The 19208-nt window shown below is 63.9% G+C and carries 15 protein-coding genes and 1 pseudogene; 8 read left to right on the top strand and 8 right to left on the bottom strand.

The genetic code is table 11. The annotated features are described in order from the left end of the window. Positions 1–59: 59 nt before the first annotated feature. The 8 genes from AC1DIO_RS30035 to AC1DIO_RS30000 form a co-directional block, all read right to left on the bottom strand. Complete coding sequence (locus AC1DIO_RS30035) at positions 60–1802, bottom strand: ABC transporter substrate-binding protein (protein ID WP_476854509.1); 1743 nt, start codon at positions 1800–1802, stop codon at positions 60–62. A 57-nt stretch (positions 1803–1859) separates the two neighbouring features. After that, entirely contained in the window at positions 1860–2969 is a 1110-nt protein-coding gene (locus AC1DIO_RS30030) for an NAD(P)/FAD-dependent oxidoreductase (RefSeq protein ID WP_476854508.1), read from the bottom strand. Between the two features lie 30 nt (positions 2970–2999). Further along, on the bottom strand, positions 3000–4022 hold the full coding sequence (locus tag AC1DIO_RS30025; RefSeq protein ID WP_476854507.1) for an ABC transporter ATP-binding protein: 1023 nt from the start codon (positions 4020–4022) through the stop codon (positions 3000–3002). Then, on the bottom strand, positions 4015–5097 hold the full coding sequence (locus AC1DIO_RS30020; protein ID WP_476854506.1) for an ABC transporter ATP-binding protein: 1083 nt from the start codon (positions 5095–5097) through the stop codon (positions 4015–4017). Before AC1DIO_RS30020 ends, AC1DIO_RS30025 begins: the two co-directional genes overlap by 8 nt. A 1-nt stretch (position 5098) precedes the next feature. Further along, a complete protein-coding gene (locus AC1DIO_RS30015; protein WP_441508812.1) occupies positions 5099–6046 on the bottom strand; it encodes an ABC transporter permease in 948 nt (315 codons plus the stop codon). Between the two features lie 4 nt (positions 6047–6050). After that, complete coding sequence (locus AC1DIO_RS30010) at positions 6051–7019, bottom strand: ABC transporter permease (protein ID WP_476825881.1); 969 nt, start codon at positions 7017–7019, stop codon at positions 6051–6053. A 212-nt stretch (positions 7020–7231) separates the two neighbouring features. Next, positions 7232–8131: a LysR substrate-binding domain-containing protein gene (locus AC1DIO_RS30005; RefSeq protein WP_476854505.1), complete on the bottom strand. Its 900-nt coding sequence runs from the start codon at positions 8129–8131 to the stop codon at positions 7232–7234. 156 nt (positions 8132–8287) lie between these two features. After that, complete coding sequence (locus AC1DIO_RS30000; RefSeq protein WP_476854504.1) at positions 8288–9193, bottom strand: LysR family transcriptional regulator; 906 nt, start codon at positions 9191–9193, stop codon at positions 8288–8290. 232 nt (positions 9194–9425) lie between these two features. Between AC1DIO_RS30000 and AC1DIO_RS29995 the strand changes: the two genes are divergently transcribed. The 8 genes and pseudogenes from AC1DIO_RS29995 to AC1DIO_RS29960 all read left to right on the top strand — a co-directional run bounded on the left by AC1DIO_RS29995 (position 9426) and on the right by AC1DIO_RS29960 (position 18912). After that, positions 9426–10958 (top strand): ABC transporter substrate-binding protein, encoded by a 1533-nt coding sequence (locus AC1DIO_RS29995; RefSeq protein ID WP_476825878.1) that lies wholly within the window; start codon positions 9426–9428, stop codon positions 10956–10958. 24 nt (positions 10959–10982) lie between these two features. Further along, on the top strand, positions 10983–11909 hold the full coding sequence (locus tag AC1DIO_RS29990) for an ABC transporter permease (protein WP_476769565.1): 927 nt from the start codon (positions 10983–10985) through the stop codon (positions 11907–11909). Next, the gene (locus AC1DIO_RS29985) at positions 11906–13873 is read left to right on the top strand and encodes a dipeptide/oligopeptide/nickel ABC transporter permease/ATP-binding protein (RefSeq protein ID WP_476854503.1); all 1968 of its coding nucleotides are present in this window, start codon (positions 11906–11908) and stop codon (positions 13871–13873) included. Before AC1DIO_RS29990 ends, AC1DIO_RS29985 begins: the two co-directional genes overlap by 4 nt. Further along, positions 13870–14988, top strand: a complete 1119-nt coding sequence (locus AC1DIO_RS29980) for an ABC transporter ATP-binding protein (protein ID WP_476769566.1) — start codon at positions 13870–13872, stop codon at positions 14986–14988. The genes AC1DIO_RS29985 and AC1DIO_RS29980 overlap by 4 nt, the downstream gene beginning before the upstream one ends. A 3-nt stretch (positions 14989–14991) precedes the next feature. Beyond that, positions 14992–16197 carry an NAD(P)/FAD-dependent oxidoreductase gene (locus tag AC1DIO_RS29975; protein ID WP_476833013.1) on the top strand — a complete coding sequence of 402 codons (1206 nt, stop codon included), beginning with the start codon at positions 14992–14994 and terminating at the stop codon, positions 16195–16197. A 76-nt stretch (positions 16198–16273) separates the two neighbouring features. Further along, the gene (locus AC1DIO_RS29970) at positions 16274–17242 is read left to right on the top strand and encodes a M14 family metallopeptidase (protein WP_476854502.1); all 969 of its coding nucleotides are present in this window, start codon (positions 16274–16276) and stop codon (positions 17240–17242) included. 421 nt (positions 17243–17663) lie between these two features. Then, a pseudogene (locus tag AC1DIO_RS29965) lies at positions 17664–18227 on the top strand (SDR family oxidoreductase); the annotation flags it as partial. Positions 18228–18444: 217 nt separating this feature from the next. Then, positions 18445–18912, top strand: a complete 468-nt coding sequence (locus AC1DIO_RS29960; protein ID WP_441508905.1) for a PH domain-containing protein — start codon at positions 18445–18447, stop codon at positions 18910–18912. The last annotated feature ends 296 nt before the right edge of the window (positions 18913–19208 follow it).

Raw genomic sequence — 19208 nt, 5'->3', positions numbered from 1 at the left:
GTACTAGAGGCTTCTGGAGCGCCGGGCCGACGAGCCCGGCGCTGACGACGGCATTGAATTCAGTATTTGTAGCCGGCCTTTTCCATATATTGCTTGGCCAGGTTCATGTCGTAGGCGATCGGCTTGAGCAGATCGTGGTCATAATCTTCGGAGGTGAAGGGAATTGGCACCGTGCCGGGCTTGCCGAAACCGGCAACAACGTTCTTGATGATCTGCTCGCGCGGGATCATGTGGCTCATGGCCTTGCGGACATAGGCCGCAGCTTCCGCCGCACGGCTGGGATCCTGCTTGCCGAGCGGGGTTTCCACGCCCGTTCCGAAGACCGGGTGGTTCATGTTCAAGCAGGTCTGCATCCACTTATAGGAATCGAAGCGATTGACGGTGCCCCATGACGGATCGATCGTCTCGAGCAGCCCGCCGACGTCGTACATCGGATCATGCGCATCGATGGAGCCGGCCTTGATCGCGCTCAGAACAGCGTCGGCGCCCTGGATATTGACCACGTAGAAGGTTTTCACATTGCCTTCGGTCTTCTTCCAGTAGCTATCGTTCTTGATGTATTTGTAAGCCTTGCGGGCCGGATCGAAACCCTGCGGAATCCAGGGCCCCGTGCCGATACCGCCTTTGGCCTCGAAGGTCTTGCCGTCGGAGGTCTTGACCGGGAAGGTGCCGAGCCAGGTGCTGATGACATGGCCACGCAGCTCCTCGGGCTTGAGGCCCTGATAGGCGTGTTTCGGCATGATCGCGATGACGGGCAGGACGAAATCGCGAAACATCACGTTCGGCTCCCGCAAGGTCACGGTGATCTCGTGGGTGCCGCTTACCTTGTAGGCATCCTTGCTGCCCAGGACGGTCTCGAGGGGCGACTGGAAGACGCTGGCATAGGTCTTGTCGATCACCGTATCCCAGGTGAACTTGACATCTTCGGCAGTGAACTCCTCGCCGCTATGCCATTTCACGCCCTTGCGAAGGGTGAATACCCAGGTCCTGCCGTCGTCGGAGGTCTTCACTGACTCCGCCAGCGCCGGGACGAGCTTCTTGTTCGCCCAGCTGTCGTATTCGAACAGCGCGTTGTAGACGGGGMCGAAGATATTGGCCTCGTTGTAGCCGCTGCCATACATCGGGATGAGCTGGCTCGGCGGCTGCCAGGACGCGAAAGTGGCCGTGACGTCGCCAGTGGCGCCCTCGATCGTCCAGTTCTCGGGGCGCGGATAGAAGACCGGGTTGTAGGTCGTCGATTCCATGCCCTTCAGCTTCGGATTCGTGATGATCACCTCTTCCGGATAGAAGACGACATGGAGCGGCTCGATCTCGTACCAGCGCTTCATGAAGGCGGTGATCGCCGCCTTGCGGTCGGCCGGCGTGACGGAGCGCGAGTATTTCTCGATCGCCTCGTCGATCTGCTTGTCGGCGATGCGATAGTAATTCTGCCCGTTCGGCGGAAAATTCTTGCTGTGGAAGAGCGTCTCGGGCAGCGGCACCAGCCCACTGTAGTAAATCCGCTCGGAATACATGTCCCAGCCGCCATCGACATGCGTCTTGCCGCTGTCATTGGCGCGCCGCGCGATCACGACCGAAGGCGGCTGGTAGCTCGACACGATATCGATGCCGAGGCGGGCGAACTGCTTTCCGATCAGGTCCGTCCAGATCATGCGCGACTGGAGGTTGTTGAAGATCATCAGGTAGAGCTTGAAGAAGGGCGGCTTGGCCAGCGCCCCCTCCGGTATCCCACCGGCCGCGAGCGCGGCCGCTCCGGCTCCGGACCATTTCAGCACATCGCGTCGCGTCGATTTCCTGGACATCGATTTTCCMCTTGTTTCTTGGTGGTGCGAAATGAACAGGCCGAGAGCGTCCGGCACTCAGGCCTGGAAGCGCGAAGGACGAAACTGCGCCAGTTCCGGACGCTCCCTGCCCCGCAGGACCTCGTCGGCGACGGCCTGGCCGAGGAAGGGAGACAGCGTCACGCCGCTGTGGGTCACGACGACGTAGTAGCCGTCGACGCCGCGGGCCGGTCCGACGGTGGAGAGCCCATCGGCGGGGATCGGTCTGACGGTCGTGCGCACCGCTTCGGCCTCGACGCCTGCCAAGCCGGGCAGAAGCTCGGTTGCGCTTGCGAGCGCGATCTTCGCCTCCTCGCAATCCGGCAGACGGCTTTCCAATTCGGCGAAACGGTCGTCGAGCGAGTCCTTGCGGATCATCATGCGGCCTGCCCCGTCCGGACGGACATCGACGTCGGGCGCATGGAAGGGCCGGCGCAGATCGACACCGACCGGAGGCGTGAAGACGAGGAAGCCCACGGTCGGAGCGAGCGGGACATTCGGCGCCGTCTCGCTCACCGTATCGTTGGACCAGCGCCCGGTGCAGTTGATGACGAGGTCGGCTGCGTGGACAGCGCCCGTATCATCCCGAGCGCCGACGACACGACCATTGCGGGTCTCTACCCCGGTCACCTTCACGCCGGTCTTCAGCGCCGCTCCATAGCGCTGACGGGCAGCGCGCAGCATGGCTCCGGCGTACTGGACAGGGTCCACCCACCCTTCTTCAGGGCAGAATACGATCTGAGCCTTGTCCGAAACTGCGCCGATTGCCAGCTCCGGCTCAAGCGCCTGCAGCCGCTTCTTGTCGATAAACTCCGCCGCATAGCCCCACTCGCGCAGCCGCTCGACCTTCTTCGCCTGAGCGGCGATCTCCGCCGGATCGACGCGCCACTCCAGGCTACCGCTCTGATGGAACCAGGGTGTCGAGCCGAACTCATCCTTCAACGCGGCATGCGCGCGCATGCCTGCGACGTTCAGGTCGTGATAGGGGCGCGGCGTCTTGTTGTTCGCATTCGTCCAGGCGAAGCTCACTCCGGATGTTCCGGCGCCGACGCGAGAGGCTTCGAGGACCGTGACCTTCGCACCGCCCTGGGCGACGCGGTAGGCGATGGAGCTGCCGACAATTCCGGCTCCGACGACGATAACATTCATCATGGCGTTTCCTATGGTCTCTCCCCGCTCTCAGCGCGGGTTGTGGCAAGCGAAGGCGTGGGTGCCGTCCGGTGCGGACAGCGGCGGAATCTGTTGGGAACAGACAGGCAGTGCGGCGGGGCAGCGGGTGTGAAAGACACAGCCGGACGGTCGCCGGACAACACTGGGGACTTCGCCCTGGATCGCCTGGCGCTGTGCCTGGTTTGAGGGATCAGGCACGGGAATCGCCGAGATCAGGGCAGCGGTGTAGTGATGGCGCGGCCGTGCGAAAATCTCGTCGACCTMACCGATCTCGACGAGATTGCCGAGATACATCACCGCAATGCGGTTGCTCAGAAAGCGCACGGAACTCAGGTCGTGCGAGATGTAGAGATAGGAGAGTCCCAGGTCTTCCTGCAGGTCCGCCAGCAGATTCAGGACCTGCGCCCGCACCGAGACGTCGAGCGAGGAGACGGGCTCGTCGCAGATCAGCAGTCGCGGCTCGACCGCCAGAGCGCGCGCGATCCCAATGCGCTGGCGCTGCCCGCCGGAGAATTCGTGGGGATAGCGATCGGCATAGTCCGGCGGCAGCCCGACCCGCTCCAGCAGACCTTCCACCGTCGCGTCCCAGTCCTCCTTCGGGGCATGACCATGGACGCGCAGCGGCTCGGTCAGGATCTGCCTGACGCTCCAGCGCGGATTGAGTGAAAGATAGGGATCCTGGAAGACGTATTGCATCTGACGGCGCAGCGCGAGCACGTCCGGCCGCCGATCCTGAGTGAACGTCGCCCGGATATCCGTGTCGCCGAGGCGGATCGCACCGGCAGTCGGTTCGACGAGGTGCAGGATCGCGCGGGCCGCCGTCGTCTTGCCGCAGCCGCTTTCGCCGACGATGCTCAGCGTCTCCCCGGCCGCCACGCTGAAGCTGATGTCGTTGACCGCGCGGATTTCCCCGGTGACCTTCTGGCGGAAGAGCCCGCGGCGGCGCAACGGGTAGCTCTTCACCAGCCCGTCAACGGTCAGCAGGGGCTGTGGCACGCTGCGTGGGCGGACATTCGGGGTCGGCTCAATCATGGCTGGCCACTCCGGCGCTGCCGCGCTTCAGGCAATGAACGACACGGCCTGGCTCGATCGCTGCGGCCTGGGGCACCAGCCGGGAGCATTCCGGCGCGGCTTCGGGACAGCGCCCGGCGAAGCGGCAACCGCCACCGAGTGATTGTCCGGGCGCGACGGCGCGCCCGACCGTGGGCAAGCGCTCGCGACGCCCCTCACCATCGACTGCGTAGCGCCGGTCGATGCGCGGCGTGCTTGCCAGAAGGGCCTGCGTGTAGGGGTGCGAGGGCCGTGCGAAGATGGCGTGCTTGTCGCCCGTCTCGCAGACCTGGCCCGCATACATGACGGTGATCCGATCGGCGATGCGAGCCACGACGCCCATGTCGTGCGTGACGAAGATCATCGACATGCCGAACCGCGCCTTCAGGTCTTCGAAGAGATCGAGGATCTGGGCCTGGATCGTGACGTCGAGCGCCGTCGTCGGCTCATCCGCGAGCACGAGCGCCGGGTTGCAGAGCAGAGCACGGGCGATGCAGACACGCTGCTTCATGCCGCCGCTCATCTCATGCGGATACTGCGACAGGCGCGAGCCGGGGTCGGTGATGCCGACGAGGCGAAACAACTCCTCCACCCGCTGCAGAGCAACGCTGCGCGGCATCTTCTCGTGAACCTTCAGGATCTCGMCGAGCTGCGCGCCGACCGTCATCAGCGGGTTCAGGGAATAGCCGGGGTTTTGGAAGACCATGGCGAGCCTGCGCCCGCGCAGTTTCTGCATCTCGCCCTGCGACTTCGCGGCGAGGTTCTCGCCATCGAACATGATGCGGCCGCCGGTGATCCGTGCGGGAGGCGGCAGAAGGTTCAGAATCGCGAGACTCGACAGGGTCTTGCCGCTGCCGGATTCTCCGACGATGCCCATCGTCTCGCCGGCGCGGACCTGAAAGCTGACATCCTCAATGATGCGAACGGGCGCATTCCAGGGTGGAAACTGAATCCGCAGGTTCTCGACGCGGACGAGGTCATGGACAGGCGGCGTCAGCACGCTGCTATCGTCGATCGAAATGGCGGCGACTGGCTTTGGGGTGGCGAGGCTCGACATCTCAGCGCTTCGCCCGTGGGTTGAAGGCATCGGTCAGGCCGTCCGCCAGAAGGTTGAAGCCGAGCACCGTGATGAAGATGGCGACACCCGGGCTGAGCGATGCCCAGGGAGCCACTTTCAGTGCCTCGTAATTGAAGTAGAGCAATTGCCCCCAGCTCACCGCGGCCGGATCGCCGAAACCGAGGAAGCCGATCATCGCCTCCGCCAGCACGGCCCCGCCGATGCCGAGCGCCACGATGACGACAAGGGATGGCAAGGCGTTCGGAAGAATGTGGCGGAAGAGGATATCGCCCGAAGTAGCGCCGATGCAGCGCGCAGCCTCGACGAATTCCTGGTTCTTCAGCCGCAGGAACTCGGCACGCGTCATCCGAGCGATCGGAGCCCAGGAGAAGACGCCGATCAGCAGGATGATGACGCCGAGATTGAGATACGGCACGCTTTCGAAGGGCGTGTTGACGACCGCCACGCCGAGCAGGCGAATGACGGCGAGGATGACGACAAACATCGGAATCACGAGGAAGAAATCGGTGAAGCGCATCAGCACCTCATCCGTGGTGCCCCCGCGATAGCCGGCAACGCCGCCGACCAGAACACCGATCAGCGAGGCGATCGACATGGCTCCAAGCCCGACGGCAAGTGCCGTCGGCGCGCCGTAGATCACACGGCTGGCGACATCATAGCCCATGCGGTCCGTCCCCAGCGGGTGGACCCAGCTCGGCGGCGCCTTTGCACCGGGGTCGATCATCGGGCTCTGGTCCTGCGGATCGAAGGGCGCAATGAATGGCCCGATGACGGCGGTCGCGACGACGAGGAGGACCAGGATGAGTCCGAGCATGCCGGTGCGGCTACGGGCGAAGCGCTGCCAGCCCTGCCGCCAGATGCCCTTGACCGGACGGCGGGCCGGCCTTGCGGAAGACGGCGGATGAGCCGTGATCGTCTGATCGCTCACATGCTCACTCCAGGCTGATGCGGGGGTCGATGAAGACGTAGATGACGTCCGTCAGCAGGGTGGTGCAGATCAGCATGAAGGCGATGACCGCGCTCGCCCCCATGATGACGGGATAGTCGAGCTGATGGATCGCGGAGATGTAGAGATATCCGAGCCCCGGCCAGGTGAAGACGGATTCGGTTACCGGCGCCGTGCCCAGCATCAGGCCAATCAGGAGGCCCAAATAGGTCAGCATCGGGATGAAGGCGGCGCGCAGTGCGTGCACATAGATGACGCGCCGCTCGGGGATGCCACTCGCGCGCATCGCCGCGATGAAGTCGCTCTTCAGCACATCGACCATATTCGAGCGCATCAGGAGCGTCAGCGTCGCGGTGTTGAAGAAGGTCAACATCGCGACCGGCAGGACCATGTGCCAGAGCGCATCGAGCGTCGGGCTGCCCCAGAGAGGATTGCGGGTCGAATAGGCGCCGTAGCTCGGCAGCCAGTCCAGGCTGTACGAGAAGATGAAGATCAACAGGATGCCAAGGAAGAAGGCTGGCAGCGACTGCCCCAGCAGCGCCGTGGCCATCACCGCGAAATCGGAGCGCGAGTGTTGTCGGCGCGCCGCCGTGACACCGAACAGGATCGCGACCGCAAGGGCGATCAGGATCGCGGGAAGCTGAATCTTGAGGGTCTGCCAACCCCAGGTCAGGATGAGCGAGCCGACAGGCTGGTTGTAGACGATGCTGGTGCCGAAATCGAGTTGGACGATCCGGCTCAGCCAGAGCAGGTAGCGCGTCATCGGCGGATGATCGAGCCCGTAATAGGCCTTCATCCGATCGATCACCTCGCCGGTCATGCCGGGTGTTTCCGCCATCATCAATTCGATCGGGTTGCCGATCGAATTGACCAGAAAGAAGATCGCCGCACTGACGCCCAGCATCAGCAGGGCTGCAAAGATCATTCTTCTCGTCAGGAAGACGAAAATCCGCATCGGCGAATATTTCTCCAAGTCAACGGGACAGCAGATCTCATTCGCTCCACAGCGTTGTTAGGCGCGAATGGAACTGGCGGTTTCTGTTTGATCTACGTCAATGACAAGGAGCGTATGGGCCGAAAAATAGGCCGTCAAAGAATATGTTTTTGCTAGTTCATTCCTTCAGGTTATGAGTTAGGCCTTCGACCGGCCCAGCCTCCAAGCGGTGCTTAAGCTTCGGCCCGATAGCCAAGCCGCTCGAATTCGTCCTCGAGATCGCGGGTCAAGGCCTCGGCAAGGGAGGAGCTGCTCAGGCTGAGGGGCCGCAGGTGCCAGACGGGGAAGGAGATCTCCGGCAGAAAGGGCTTCACGACGAGGCCGCGGCCGCGAAAGGCCAGCGCATTGATCTCGTCGACGATGGCGACAGCCGCCCCGTTCGCGACCAGAGCACAGGTCAAATGCGCCATCGGCGCCTCGATCATGATCCGCAACCGCACGCCGGCAGCATCAAAAGCCTTCTCGATGATCGTGCTGCGCTCGATCGCGCCGATCGAGACATAATCCTCTCCGTCGAAATCCTCAGGCCGCACGTCGCTGCGCCCCGCGAGCTTATGCTGTTCCGGAACGATGCAGACGCCAGGTATGCGCGCCATGACGCGGCACGCCACATTGGGATGCGGCGTCGACTTATTGGTTATGCCGAGATCGATCTGCCCGGCAATGGCCCATTCGATCACGCGCTCGGAACTGCGCGAGTGCAGCGATATCGTCGTATTCTCGTGTTTGCGGCGGAAACGCGCGATCAGCGGCGGCATCAGCGTGCCGGCCAGCGCCGGTTTCACGCCCAGATTGAGGCGGCCGAAGCGCATCTGACTGATGTCCTTCGACATCCGTTCAAGCCGCTCGATGCTTTCCCAGGTCCGCTGGACCTCCGCGAAGAACAGTTCGCCGTCGCGCGTCGGCTTGAGCCGTCCCTTGGTGCGCTGGAACAGGGTGATCCCCGTCGACCTCTCGAGCTGGAAGAGCATCTTGCTCGCCGCTGGCTGCGAGATGGCCATGATCTCGCCCGCCTGCGTGAGCGTTCCGAACTTCATGATGTGACGGAAAAGCTCGACATGCCTGAGATTCATCAATGCCCCGCTCCTTGCTCGTGATTGAGAAACCCGAGATCACCGTGCGTCCGCGCACCCTGTCGATTCCAAACTGCGACCCTTGCCCGGCCCATGCAGAGCCGAAACCCGGCTCAGCCGATCGTCGGGCACGACAAAGCGTGAAGGATGCAGCCGTCAGTCATCCCCGCCATCGTCCCCTCGAAAGGGCGACGGCGGCAACAGGCTGGCACTGAACGCCTCCACCAATTTGCTGGTGGGGCGACCGCGCTGGCGGAACAGATAGATCGGCACGCGTATCCTCGGGCTGAAGGCACGAAACACAAGCCCCTTCCCGGCCTGGGTGCGGGCGGCCTCGCTGTCGACGATGCCCACGCCACATCCTGCGGCGACGAGGGTGCAAACCGTGACGCCCAGGCTTGCATCGATCATCGAGCGGTATCGCACGCTCGCGCCATCGAGCGCCTGGGATAGCCGGCGCCGGAATTCGTCATCCAATCCGAGCCCGACAATGGCCTCGTCGGCGAGGTCTTCCGCCCTGATTTCCGACCTGCTCGTCAATCGATGCCTTTCCGGCAAGGCGATGACGCCTTCGAGGTCGAACAGCTTGCGGCGCGACAGATTGTATTCCTCGCTTCGCAGCTGGGCGATGCCGAGATCGATCTCGCCAGTACCGACAAGCCGGGCGGCGTCGGTGGAATTGCTGGATTGCAGCGAGATGGTGACATCCGGATGGGCTGCGGAAAACCGCGCAACCATGGCCGGGAGCCAGGCGAGCCCCAGCGCTGGAATCGTGCTGACCACGATGCGGCCCTGCTTGCGGTCGCGCAGACTAGCGGCGAAGCGCGCCAGATTCTGCATACCGAAATAGGTGCGCTCGACTTCCGTGTAGAGCGCCCGCGCTTCTTCCGTTGCAGCGATCCCCTTCGTGGTTCGCGAGAAGAGCCGCAACCCGAGTTCGTCTTCGAGCAGTTTCAGCGCCTTGCTGACCGCCGGCTGCGAGATCCGCAGCATGGTCGCCGCCTCCGTGATGGAGCCGGAGTCCATGATCGCCTTGAAAACTTCCACCTGCCGATAATTCATGCGGCCTCGCCATAACCTCAGTTCATATACATCGCATAATTATGAATTTGAGGCAGATCAATGCGTGTGGTTCTCTAAAGGCCGTCGCTGACTTTGCTGCGCCCGATCCAATCGCGGCGCGAAAGCGACCAAGGAAGCAAAAACAGCAATCCCTCCATAGCGTTAGGCGGGGCATTCGCCCGGCTGCGCCGTCATGGAACGATATCTTTGCGAGCTTGGGGAACAGTCGAACATGCGCAACCTTCGTCGATCCTGCTACGTCGCCGCCCTCTCCGCCGGCGTGTCGATCATGGCCCTCCAGGTGCAGGCGCAGCCGGCCGGCATCCTTCGCATCGCGGTCGGTGCGGACCCGGCTACCTTCGATCCCGCCTTCAATGATCTTCCGGTCGGGAATGCGGTTGATCTGGCCGTCATGGAGGGCCTCTTCCGGCTCGATCCGCAGAACAACGTCCAGAAGAATCTTGCGACAGACCATGCCTTCTCGCCCGATGGGAAGGTCTTCACGGTGAAGATCCGGACAGGCAGGAAATTCAGCAACGGCGACCCGCTGAACGCCGAGGCCGTTGCGGCAAGCTTCAACCGCATGCTCGACGAGAAGACCGGCTCGATCTATCGCGGCCTCTATGCCTCGCTCGGGACGATCAAAGCGGTAGGCGAGGATACCGTCGAGTTCCACCTCGCTGAGCCGAACGGGCATATCCTGATGCTGCTGTCCAACACGGCCGCCAGCATCGTCAACGTCAAGGCGCTGCAGGCCATGGGCGCAGAATATGGCCGAAAGCCCATCGGCTCCGGCCCTTACATGGTCGAGAAATTCATCGGTGGCGAAGGCTTCAGGCTCGTCCCCAACCCTTCCTATTCCGGCGACTATCCGGCGACGCTCAAGGCCATCGACTTCACTGTCGTTCCCGAAGACGGCTCCCGCATGGCGCTTCTGGAAACCGGGAGCGTCGATGTCGTCGAACGCGTACCACCTGAATCCATGCCGGCGATCAATGCCTTGAAGGACGCCAAGGTCATCAACCCACCCAGCATGTTCTCCATCAACATGGAGATGGTGCTGCGCGGGCCGCTCGCCGACCCGCGCGTGCGCAAGGCCTTGAACCTCGCGATCGATCGTGAAGGCATCACCAAGGGAATTCTTGGCGGACTGGGCACACCATCCGTCGGCATGGTCGGCCCAGGCACTCAGGACGAACTGCGCAAGACCTTCCCGCCGATCGCCTTCGACCCTGAAGGCGCCAAGAAACTGCTCGCCGAGGCCGGCTACAAGCCGGGCCAGCTCACGCTCAGCTTCACCTGCCCTACCGGTCGCTACATCAAGGATTCGCAGGTCTGCCAGGCCCTCGCCGGCTCATTCGAGGATATCGGGATCAAGGCGACTCCCATCGTTGTCGACCGCGGCACCTGGACCAAGGTCGTCGGCATGGAGCCGGCCCAGCGCACCGACAACATGGGCATGGTCGGCCGCGCCACCGCGGGCATGGACTATACGCTCTACCGCCTGTTCTTCACCGGCGTCGGCGCGAACCGAACCGGCTACACAAATCCGCGCGTCGATGCATTGCTGAAGGAGGGACGCATGGCGACCGACCCGGTAAAGCAGAAGGAGATCTATGGCGAGATCCAGAACATTGTCTGGAGCGACCAGCCCTTCCTCTTCCTCTGGTACCAGACCCAGGCGCTGGGCGTAGCCAACCGCGTTCAGGGTCTGGCGATCCAGCCGAACGAGACGCTGGTCTTCGACAAGGTCACGCTGAAGTGAGGCTTGCATAGCGGAGAAGCGGCAATGTTCGTTCTCAAACGCCTGGGCAGCGCGCTGCCGACGCTCTTTGCGGTTTCCCTGCTCGTCTTCCTCTTCGTCGACCTGATACCGGGCGATCCGGCCCAGATCCTCGCCGGGCCGACCGCCTCGAACGAAGAGATCGAGAGCATCCGCAAATTCCTCGGCCTGAACGAGCCGCTTCTCACGCGGTACGGCCAGTTTCTGCGCGGCATCTGGGATCCATCCGCTGCGACGTCCTTCCGAACGCACCGCCCCGTCGTCGTCGAGCTCTCGGAGCGGCTGCCGAATACGTTGATCGTCTCGATCGGCGGGCTMGCACTCGGTCTTGTCGTCGGCACGATTGCCGGCATCGTCTGCGCCATGCGGCCGGGCGGGCTCGCCGATGCTGCGATCACGGTGCTCACGCTCGCCGGCATCTCGATGCCGATCTATTGGCTGGGCCTGCTTTGCATCTGGCTCTTCGCGGTCAATCTCGGCTGGCTGCCCGCGGCCGGCGCCTCGACGCCTGCCCATTTCGTCCTCCCGATCCTCGTCATCGCGACGCGCCCGGCAGCGATGTTCAGCCGCCTCGTCGCCACGAGCCTGCTGGAATCGATGGGCAAGGACTATCTCGATACCGCCCGGGCCAAGGGGCTCAGCGAGACCCGCGTCGTCCTGTTCCATGCGCTGCGCAATTCGCTGATCGCTGCGGTCAGCGTCGCCGGCGTACAGTTTGGCGGCATGCTGGGCGGCTCGGTCGTCACCGAAACCGTGTTTGGCATTCCAGGCGTCGGTCGCCTGCTCGTCGATGCGGTCTCCCGCGCCGACTATCCGGTGATCCAGTATGCCATCCTGATGTTCGCGTTCTTCTTCGTGATCATCAATCTCGTCACCGACCTGCTGACCCAGTGGCTCGACCCCCGCACGCGCGAGCAGGAGCGGGCGACATGAGCATCATGCCGAACGTGCTCTCCGCACCTGAAAGAGCGGCACCCCTTGACGCCTTTGCACCGCAGTCGCGCTGGCTGCTGCTGCGACGCATCCTTTCACAGCCGAAAGGCGTCGTAGGCCTGACGCTTGTCACGCTCTACCTGCTGCTCGCGATCTTCGGGCCTATGCTGGCGCCTCAGGATGCCTTTCGCCAGAACTTCGCCCAGACCCTGCGGCCACCTTCCGCCGCGCATTGGTTCGGCACCGACCAGCTCGGCCGCGATGTTTTGAGCCGCGTCCTGGTCGGCGCCCGTGCGACGCTGGGCATCGGAGTAGGCGGCGTCGCCGTGGCCTTTCTGGTCGGCGTGCCGCTCGGCGTCCTCGCCGCCTGGCGGAGGGGCTGGATCGAAGCCGCGGTGATGCGCGCCATCGATGTCATGCTGAGCTTCCCCGATATCGTCTTTGCGCTGGCGGTCGTCGCGATCCTCGGCGCCAATATGCAGAACGTCATCATCGCGGTCGGCATCGTTGCGATCCCGGTCTTTGCGCGCACGGCAAGGGCGGTGACACTCAGCATCCTCGCCGAGCCCTATATCGAAGGCTCGATCGCGCTGGGCGCCAATCCGGTGCGGGTGATCCTGCGCCATGTGCTGCCGAACATCTCCGGCACGCTTCTGACGCTGTCGACCTTGCTGTTCGCTTCGACCCTGCTCTCCGCCTCGGGCCTCGGCTTCCTCGGACTCGGCACCCAGCCGCCCTTCCCCGAATGGGGAACGATGCTGGGGGAGAGCCGCTCCTATATTCGCAGCCATCCCTATCTCGCGACGTTCCCTGGGCTCTTCCTCGCCGTCTCGGCGCTAGCCTTCAATTTGCTCGGAGACGCTCTGCGTACGATTTACGATCCGACGAGCCGGCGTGTCGCCCGCAGGCCTCCGATTCTTAGCCTGTTGCGGCGCCGCCCTCCGCCAGCCGAAGCGCAGCAGCAATCCGCGGAGAAAGCGACCGACCTGGCCGTTTCAGTTCGTGGTTTGCGCATCGCCTACCGCACGGGCGAGGGCCTTCTCGAGGTTGTGCGCGGTGTCGATCTCGCGATCAAGCCGGGCCGGACTCTGGCGGTGGTCGGTGAATCCGGCTCCGGCAAGTCGACGCTGCTGAGGGCAGTCGGCACCTTGGTCAATCCGCAGGAAGTTGCGATTACGGCAGGCGCTATCCGCATCGGGGGCGAGCCGGCATTGGGCCTCGGCCCCGCCGCCCTGCGCGATCTGCGACGCCGCAAGGTCGGCATTGTGTTCCAGGATGCGGCAAGCGCATTGAACCCCGTGCTCACCATTGGCAACCAGCTCGCCGAGGCGGTCACGGCCGGCTCCCGGCTCGACTCGGAGACCGTGCGGCAGCGCTGCATTGCACTGCTGCGCGACGTGAATATCGCCGATCCCGAGCGCCGGCTCGACATGTACCCGCACCAGTTCTCCGGCGGCATGAAGCAGCGCATCGTCATCGCCATCGCCCTTGCTCAGAACCCCGAAGTGCTGCTCGCCGACGAGCCGACCAGTGCGCTCGACGTCACGATCCAGCAGCAGATCCTCGTCCTGCTGACCGAGATCCAGAAGAAGCGTGGCATGGCCATTCTGCTCGTGACCCACGATCTCAACCTGGTCGCGCGCTTCGCCGACGACGTTGCGGTGATGTATGCGGGCCGGCTCGTCGAAAGCGGCGATGTTGCGAGCGTGCTGGAGCGACCGCTCCATCCGTATACTCAGGCACTGCGCGCGTCGGCGCCGGGTGGCAGCGAAGGCCGAGGCCGGCATCTGCGGACCATCGCTGGCGAGCCGCCGCTGATCGGTCGCCTGCCATCGGGCTGCTCATTCCGTCCCCGCTGCCAGCGCAGCGCCAACCGGGCGGAATGCGCCTCAAGCGAGCCTGGTCTCCGGGCCGTCGCCGGCCGCGACGTGGCCTGCGTCTTTGCCGAGGAGGCAACGCGATGAACGCGCCCTTCCCACTCCCACCTCGCGTCCCCGGAACCGACACCGACGACATCGTTATAGTCGCGGATGTCAGCCGGCATTTCGGTGGCAGGCGGCGCTTTCTGAGCGGTGTGGCGGCGCCTGTGGTACGGGCCGTCGACAGGGTTTCATTCCGCGTCCAGCGCGGAACCTGCTTCGCCATCGTGGGAGAATCCGGCTCCGGCAAGAGCTCGCTGGCACGGCTCGTCGTCGGGCTGCTGCGACCGACCGAGGGCGAGGTCACGATCGATGGCGTGCCGCTCTCGACGCTAGATTCAGCCGGCCTGCGCACGATGCGCCGCAAGGTTCAGCTCGTCCTGCAGGATCCGAGGGCCTCGCTTGATCCGCGGATGACCGTGTTCGATACGCTCTGTGAAGCGCTAACCGTGCACGGGCTCCATCGCGAACGCACAGCCAAGCTCGACCGGATCAAGACGGTGATTGGGCTGGTCGGTCTCAACCTGGCCCATCTGGGGCGCTACCCGCATGAATTGTCCGGCGGACAACGCCAGCGCGTTGCCATCGCCCGAGCAATCATCTGCGAGCCGGAGGTGCTCGTCCTCGACGAGCCGGTCAGCGCGCTCGACGTTTCGGTCCAGGCACAGATCATCAATCTCCTGGCCGATCTTCAGGCCAAGCTTGCTCTGACCTACGTGATCATCACGCATGATCTGGCCCTGGTCGAACATATGGCCGATGCCGTCGGCGTGATGTATCTCGGCCGCTTCGTCGAGCAAGGCGATGTCGGCGAGGTCTGCGGCGCACCCCGCCACCCCTATACGCAAAGCCTGATGGCGATCGCCGGCCACTCCGCCCCGATCTCCCGCGACCGGCCAGCGCCGGTGCTGGAGGGCTCGATTCCGAGCCCGCTCGCGATTCCGCCGGGCTGCAGTTTCCACACACGCTGCCCCTTGGCGCGGCGGCTCGCCATCGGAGCGACCACGGTCGTCGAAACCGCCGATGGACGCGTGCCACGTCCCTGCGCCGAGGATCCTCCACCATCCCTGCCTGCGCCGGGAGGCCGCAGCACCGCGACCTGTCACTTCGCGGATGAACGCCTCCCCGACTTTGACCACCGAAGCAACATAAGGAACTGATCGATGTCCGATCACAGCAATGCCTCCGAAATCGTCATCGTTGGCGGGGGCATTTACGGCACGAGCCTGGCCTATCAACTGGCGAGCGCCGGCAAGACAGTGACGCTCCTCGAGGCCGGCGAAATCGCCGGCGGCGCCTCCGGCGGACCGGGCGAGCGCGGCGTGCGCGCCAATGGCCGCGACCTGCGCGAATTGCCCATCTGCGCCGTCGCCCTGAAGCTTTGGGGCGACTATCAGGAGAGTTTCGAGGGCGGTGTCGGGTTCCGCCGCCTCGGTGGCCTGCAGGTCTACGACGTCTCGTATGGCCATCGCGAACACGAAGTGCTCGGGCGCATGGCGGCAAACGCCGCCGCACAGGCGCGGCTCGGTACGCCTTCGCAGGTCCTGACGCGCGATGAGGCGCTGGCTCGGGAACCCGAGCTCGCCCCCGGTATCATCGGCGCGATCTACTGCCCCAATGACGGCGTCGGCGACCACACATTCGCAACGCTGCAATTCGCAGCGCAGGCGACGAAGGCCGGAGCGGTGATCCGCACGGGCGCCAAGGTCGTCGAGATCCTGCATGCGCGCGGGGTCGCCACCGCCGTGAAGCTCGCCGACGGCGAGATAGTCCCGGTCGGAGAGCGGCTGGTGGTGGTCGCCAATGCCGGCGCGGAGACGCTGCTGAAGCCTGTTCTCAAGCCGCATGAGCTCGGGCCGGTCTGGAACCTCATGCCGCAGATGCACTACGTCTCGAACCCGTTGAAGAAGACGGTCAATCATCTTCTCTCGCACGCCCATCGGCGCCTCGCGGTCAAGCAACTCCCGGATGGAACGATCATGCTGTCGGGCGGCGCCCATGTCGCCCATACACCGGAGGGCCTCTGGAAAGGCTCGCTGAGTGCCATGACGCAGAACGTGACCGATGCGATCCTGACCCTGCCCTTCATCGACAACTCGACCTTCCTCAAGGCGGACGCGTCGCGGGTCGATACCGTCGCCGTCGACCACATTCCGCTGATCGGACAGGCGGAGGGCCTGGCCAACACCATCTATGGCTATGGCTGGTCCGGCCATGGCTTCGCGATCTCGCTGGGGTTCACCAAGTTCTTCACGGAATGGCTGATCTCCGGCGTGAAGCCAGAGGTCCTGGAGCCCTTCTCCCCGGCGCGGTTTCACAAGCCGGCCGCGATGCTTGCCGCCGCGCCGCTCGGCCGCGCCGCCGCCTGAACCACCATCCATCTGAAACCAGCGCCGACGGGTACAGCCTTGGCTTGCTGTCCCTGTCGGTCGGAAGGACACGGCTATGCTTCCTGAATTCGACGCGACCCGCCCCGGCAAGTTCAACTACGATCTCGGGCCGATCGCCGGTGCCCTCGACGGCGTCACCGGCGATTTCGTCTGCTGCATCAATAACGGCAAGGGCCCCTCCGTCCTGCTCTGCGGCGGCATCCATGGTGACGAATACGAGGCGCAGATCGTCCTGCGGCGACTTGCGGAGCGGCTCGAACCCGCTGACGTGACCGGGCGCGTGATCATCGTGCCGTCCCTCAATTTCCCCGCCTCACAGAAGGGCAAGCGCCTCTCGCCCATCGATGGGCAGAACATGAATCGCTTTTTCCCCGGCAAGGCCGACGGCACGCCAACCGAGCGGCTCTGCGCGTTCGCCGCAGAAGTGCTGTTTCCGGCTGTCGACCTTTTGATCGACGTCCATGCCGGCGGCAGCGATGTCTCGGTCGTGCCCATGGTCTTCGGCTTCACGACGGCGAAAAGCACCGTCGACGACGCCCGCCTGAACCGCCTGATGGAGGCATGGGGCTACGGTTTCGTGCAGCATGTCGACGGAATCGACGAAACTGCCTGCGGCGCCGCGAAACTCGCCGATCTGGCCTCCATCGAGGTCGAGGGTGGCGGCGGGCGCATGAAATCATCCGAGCTGACGATCATGGAAGACGGGCTGCTGCGCGCGCTTGCCGATTTCGGCGCGATCAAGCCGGTGCTGGAGCCCCTCCCCTTCGCCGGCGTGCATTTCACGGCCGGGCCGGAAGGCCAGTATCTGGCGTCGCGCGCGGGCCTCGTCGAACATCTCGTCGCGCTGGGTGACGAGGTCACGAAGGGCCAGCGCGTGGCGCTGCTGCATCCGACGGCAGGAGCGCGCAGCGCCCCGGAGGAGATCCTTAGTCCGATGCCGGGCTATGTGCTGCGCCAGACGGAGCACGCCTACGTGTCGGCTAAGCAGTTGATCGGCAATGTAGGTACTCCGATCAAAGGATAAGCCGACGTTCGGCCGGCAGGACGTAGCGGAGCGATCTGGCGGGCCGAGTGTTGTCGCCCGCCTCGCTTCGATCCGTGGGATCTAACGGAGCTTGCGCCTCATATCGTCCTCAGCGCCCCCCTGCCCACGATGCCGCCCGTCCCTGCATGGGCGGTATCGCGTGCTGGATCAGCGCTCCGCTCCGGCAATCCATTGTTCCCAGGCGATCGGGGCCGTTGCACCCAAACGCCTGATGGGCTCTGGGGGAAGCCAATTGGGGCCATTCAGCGTCAGGCGCTCACTCAGGAGCGAGGACTGCGAACCGCAAGCCAGTTCGGCCAGCAATTTGCCTTGGATCGTGCCTCTCGCTCCGCCGGATCCGACCGATGCGAACAACCCAGCTTGACCTGTCCGAAGGCGAAGGACCGAAGTGACCGATTAGGCTTCGGTGAAGAACCTCTTTGCCAGGACGAAGGAAGCTTTTGGCCGCCTCGACGTGCTGTTCAACAATGCCGGCGTCAATGCACCGGGCGAAATCCTGCTCGAGGATCTCTCGCTGGAGCAGTGGCAGGCGGTGGTCGACACCAACCTGACCGGGCCGTTCCTCTGCACGCAGGAGGCCTTCAAGCTGATGAAGGACCAGAGCCCGCGCGGCGGTCGCATCATTAACAACGGCTCGATCTCGGCGCAGGTGCCGCGCCCGAACTCGGCCGCCTATACCGCGACCAAGCACGCGATCAGCGGCCTGACCAAGACCCCATCGCTCGACGGCCGCAAATACGACATCGCGGTCGGCCAGGTCGATATCGGCAATGCACTGACCGAGATGGCCCAGAAGATGACGACCGGCGTGCCGCAGGCCGACGGCTCGATCGAGGTTGAGGCGGTGATGGATGTGGCGCATGTCGCCTCCACGGTTCTGCACATGGCGAGCCTGCGGATCGAGGCCAATGTGCTGTTCGTCACCGTGATGGCGAGCAAGGCGCCGCTGGTCGGGCGCGCCTGAGGCGGGGGCCACTCTGGGGTCCTGGCCGGCCTTGCCCCGCTTCGCGGCGTCGGGCTATGGGACGAGCAGACTAGTTGTGAGCTCTCAATAGGTTGTCCATCCGGCAATGATGCCCTAGCGGCTTAATCGAAAAATCTTCTGCACCTGCCCTAATGGTCCCCACCGTGGTTGGAATATCGGGTGGCGTTGCCTATGCTGCTGAAGGAGACCCATTTTCATGAGCTACGTTCAGCGCGTCTTGCAGCCCAATGAACAGGTCCGGCACATCTCGTCCATTCATTGGATAGTGTACTGGCCCGGTATTGCGGTTGCACTCCTAGCGGCGGTCGCTTTCTGGCTCAGCGCTACGCAGTTCATGCCAGGATTCTGGCGGTATACGGGATATGCCCTCGCACTCGTTGCGGCGGTCCTCTTGATTCAGCAATGGTTCCACTCGTGGGTCACCGAGATCGCAGTCACCAACCGACGGGTCATCTACAAGAAAGGTCTCATCCAGCGGGAGACCACCGAGATGAACATGGACAAGGTCGAAAGCGTCCAGATCGATCAATCAATCTTGGGACGCATGCTCGACTATGGCAACGTGACGATCCATGGCACCGGCGAAGGCTTCAAGACGCTCCGCACCATCGCCAACCCAATCGAGCTTCGAAACAGCATCACCGGAAACGACGCACAGGGCTGACCAGTGACGAATATGGGAAGCGTCGAACCGAGTTTGCTCAGGCAGCCGGCGTTTCCGAAAGCGGCGGGATCTATCGACGGATGAGGACGCGGCCATGCCGCCATGGAGGATCAGGGCAAGGTCTATCAGACGCGCGATGTGGAGCTTTTCGCGAGAGCCATTGAAGACCTCGCACATCATTACCGGACAAGGACCCCTCCAGACGAGTTAGCCAAGGCTCCGCTCTTGAGCGGATAATAGCAGCGAACATGCGGGTGCCATCGACCGATCTGCCGTCTTAATTACGGATCGAATTA

Source organism: Allobosea sp. 05T439, from assembly GCF_056396005.1.
The sequence above is the reverse complement of the archived record's forward strand: the minus strand, read 5'-3'. Positions and strand labels throughout refer to the sequence as shown.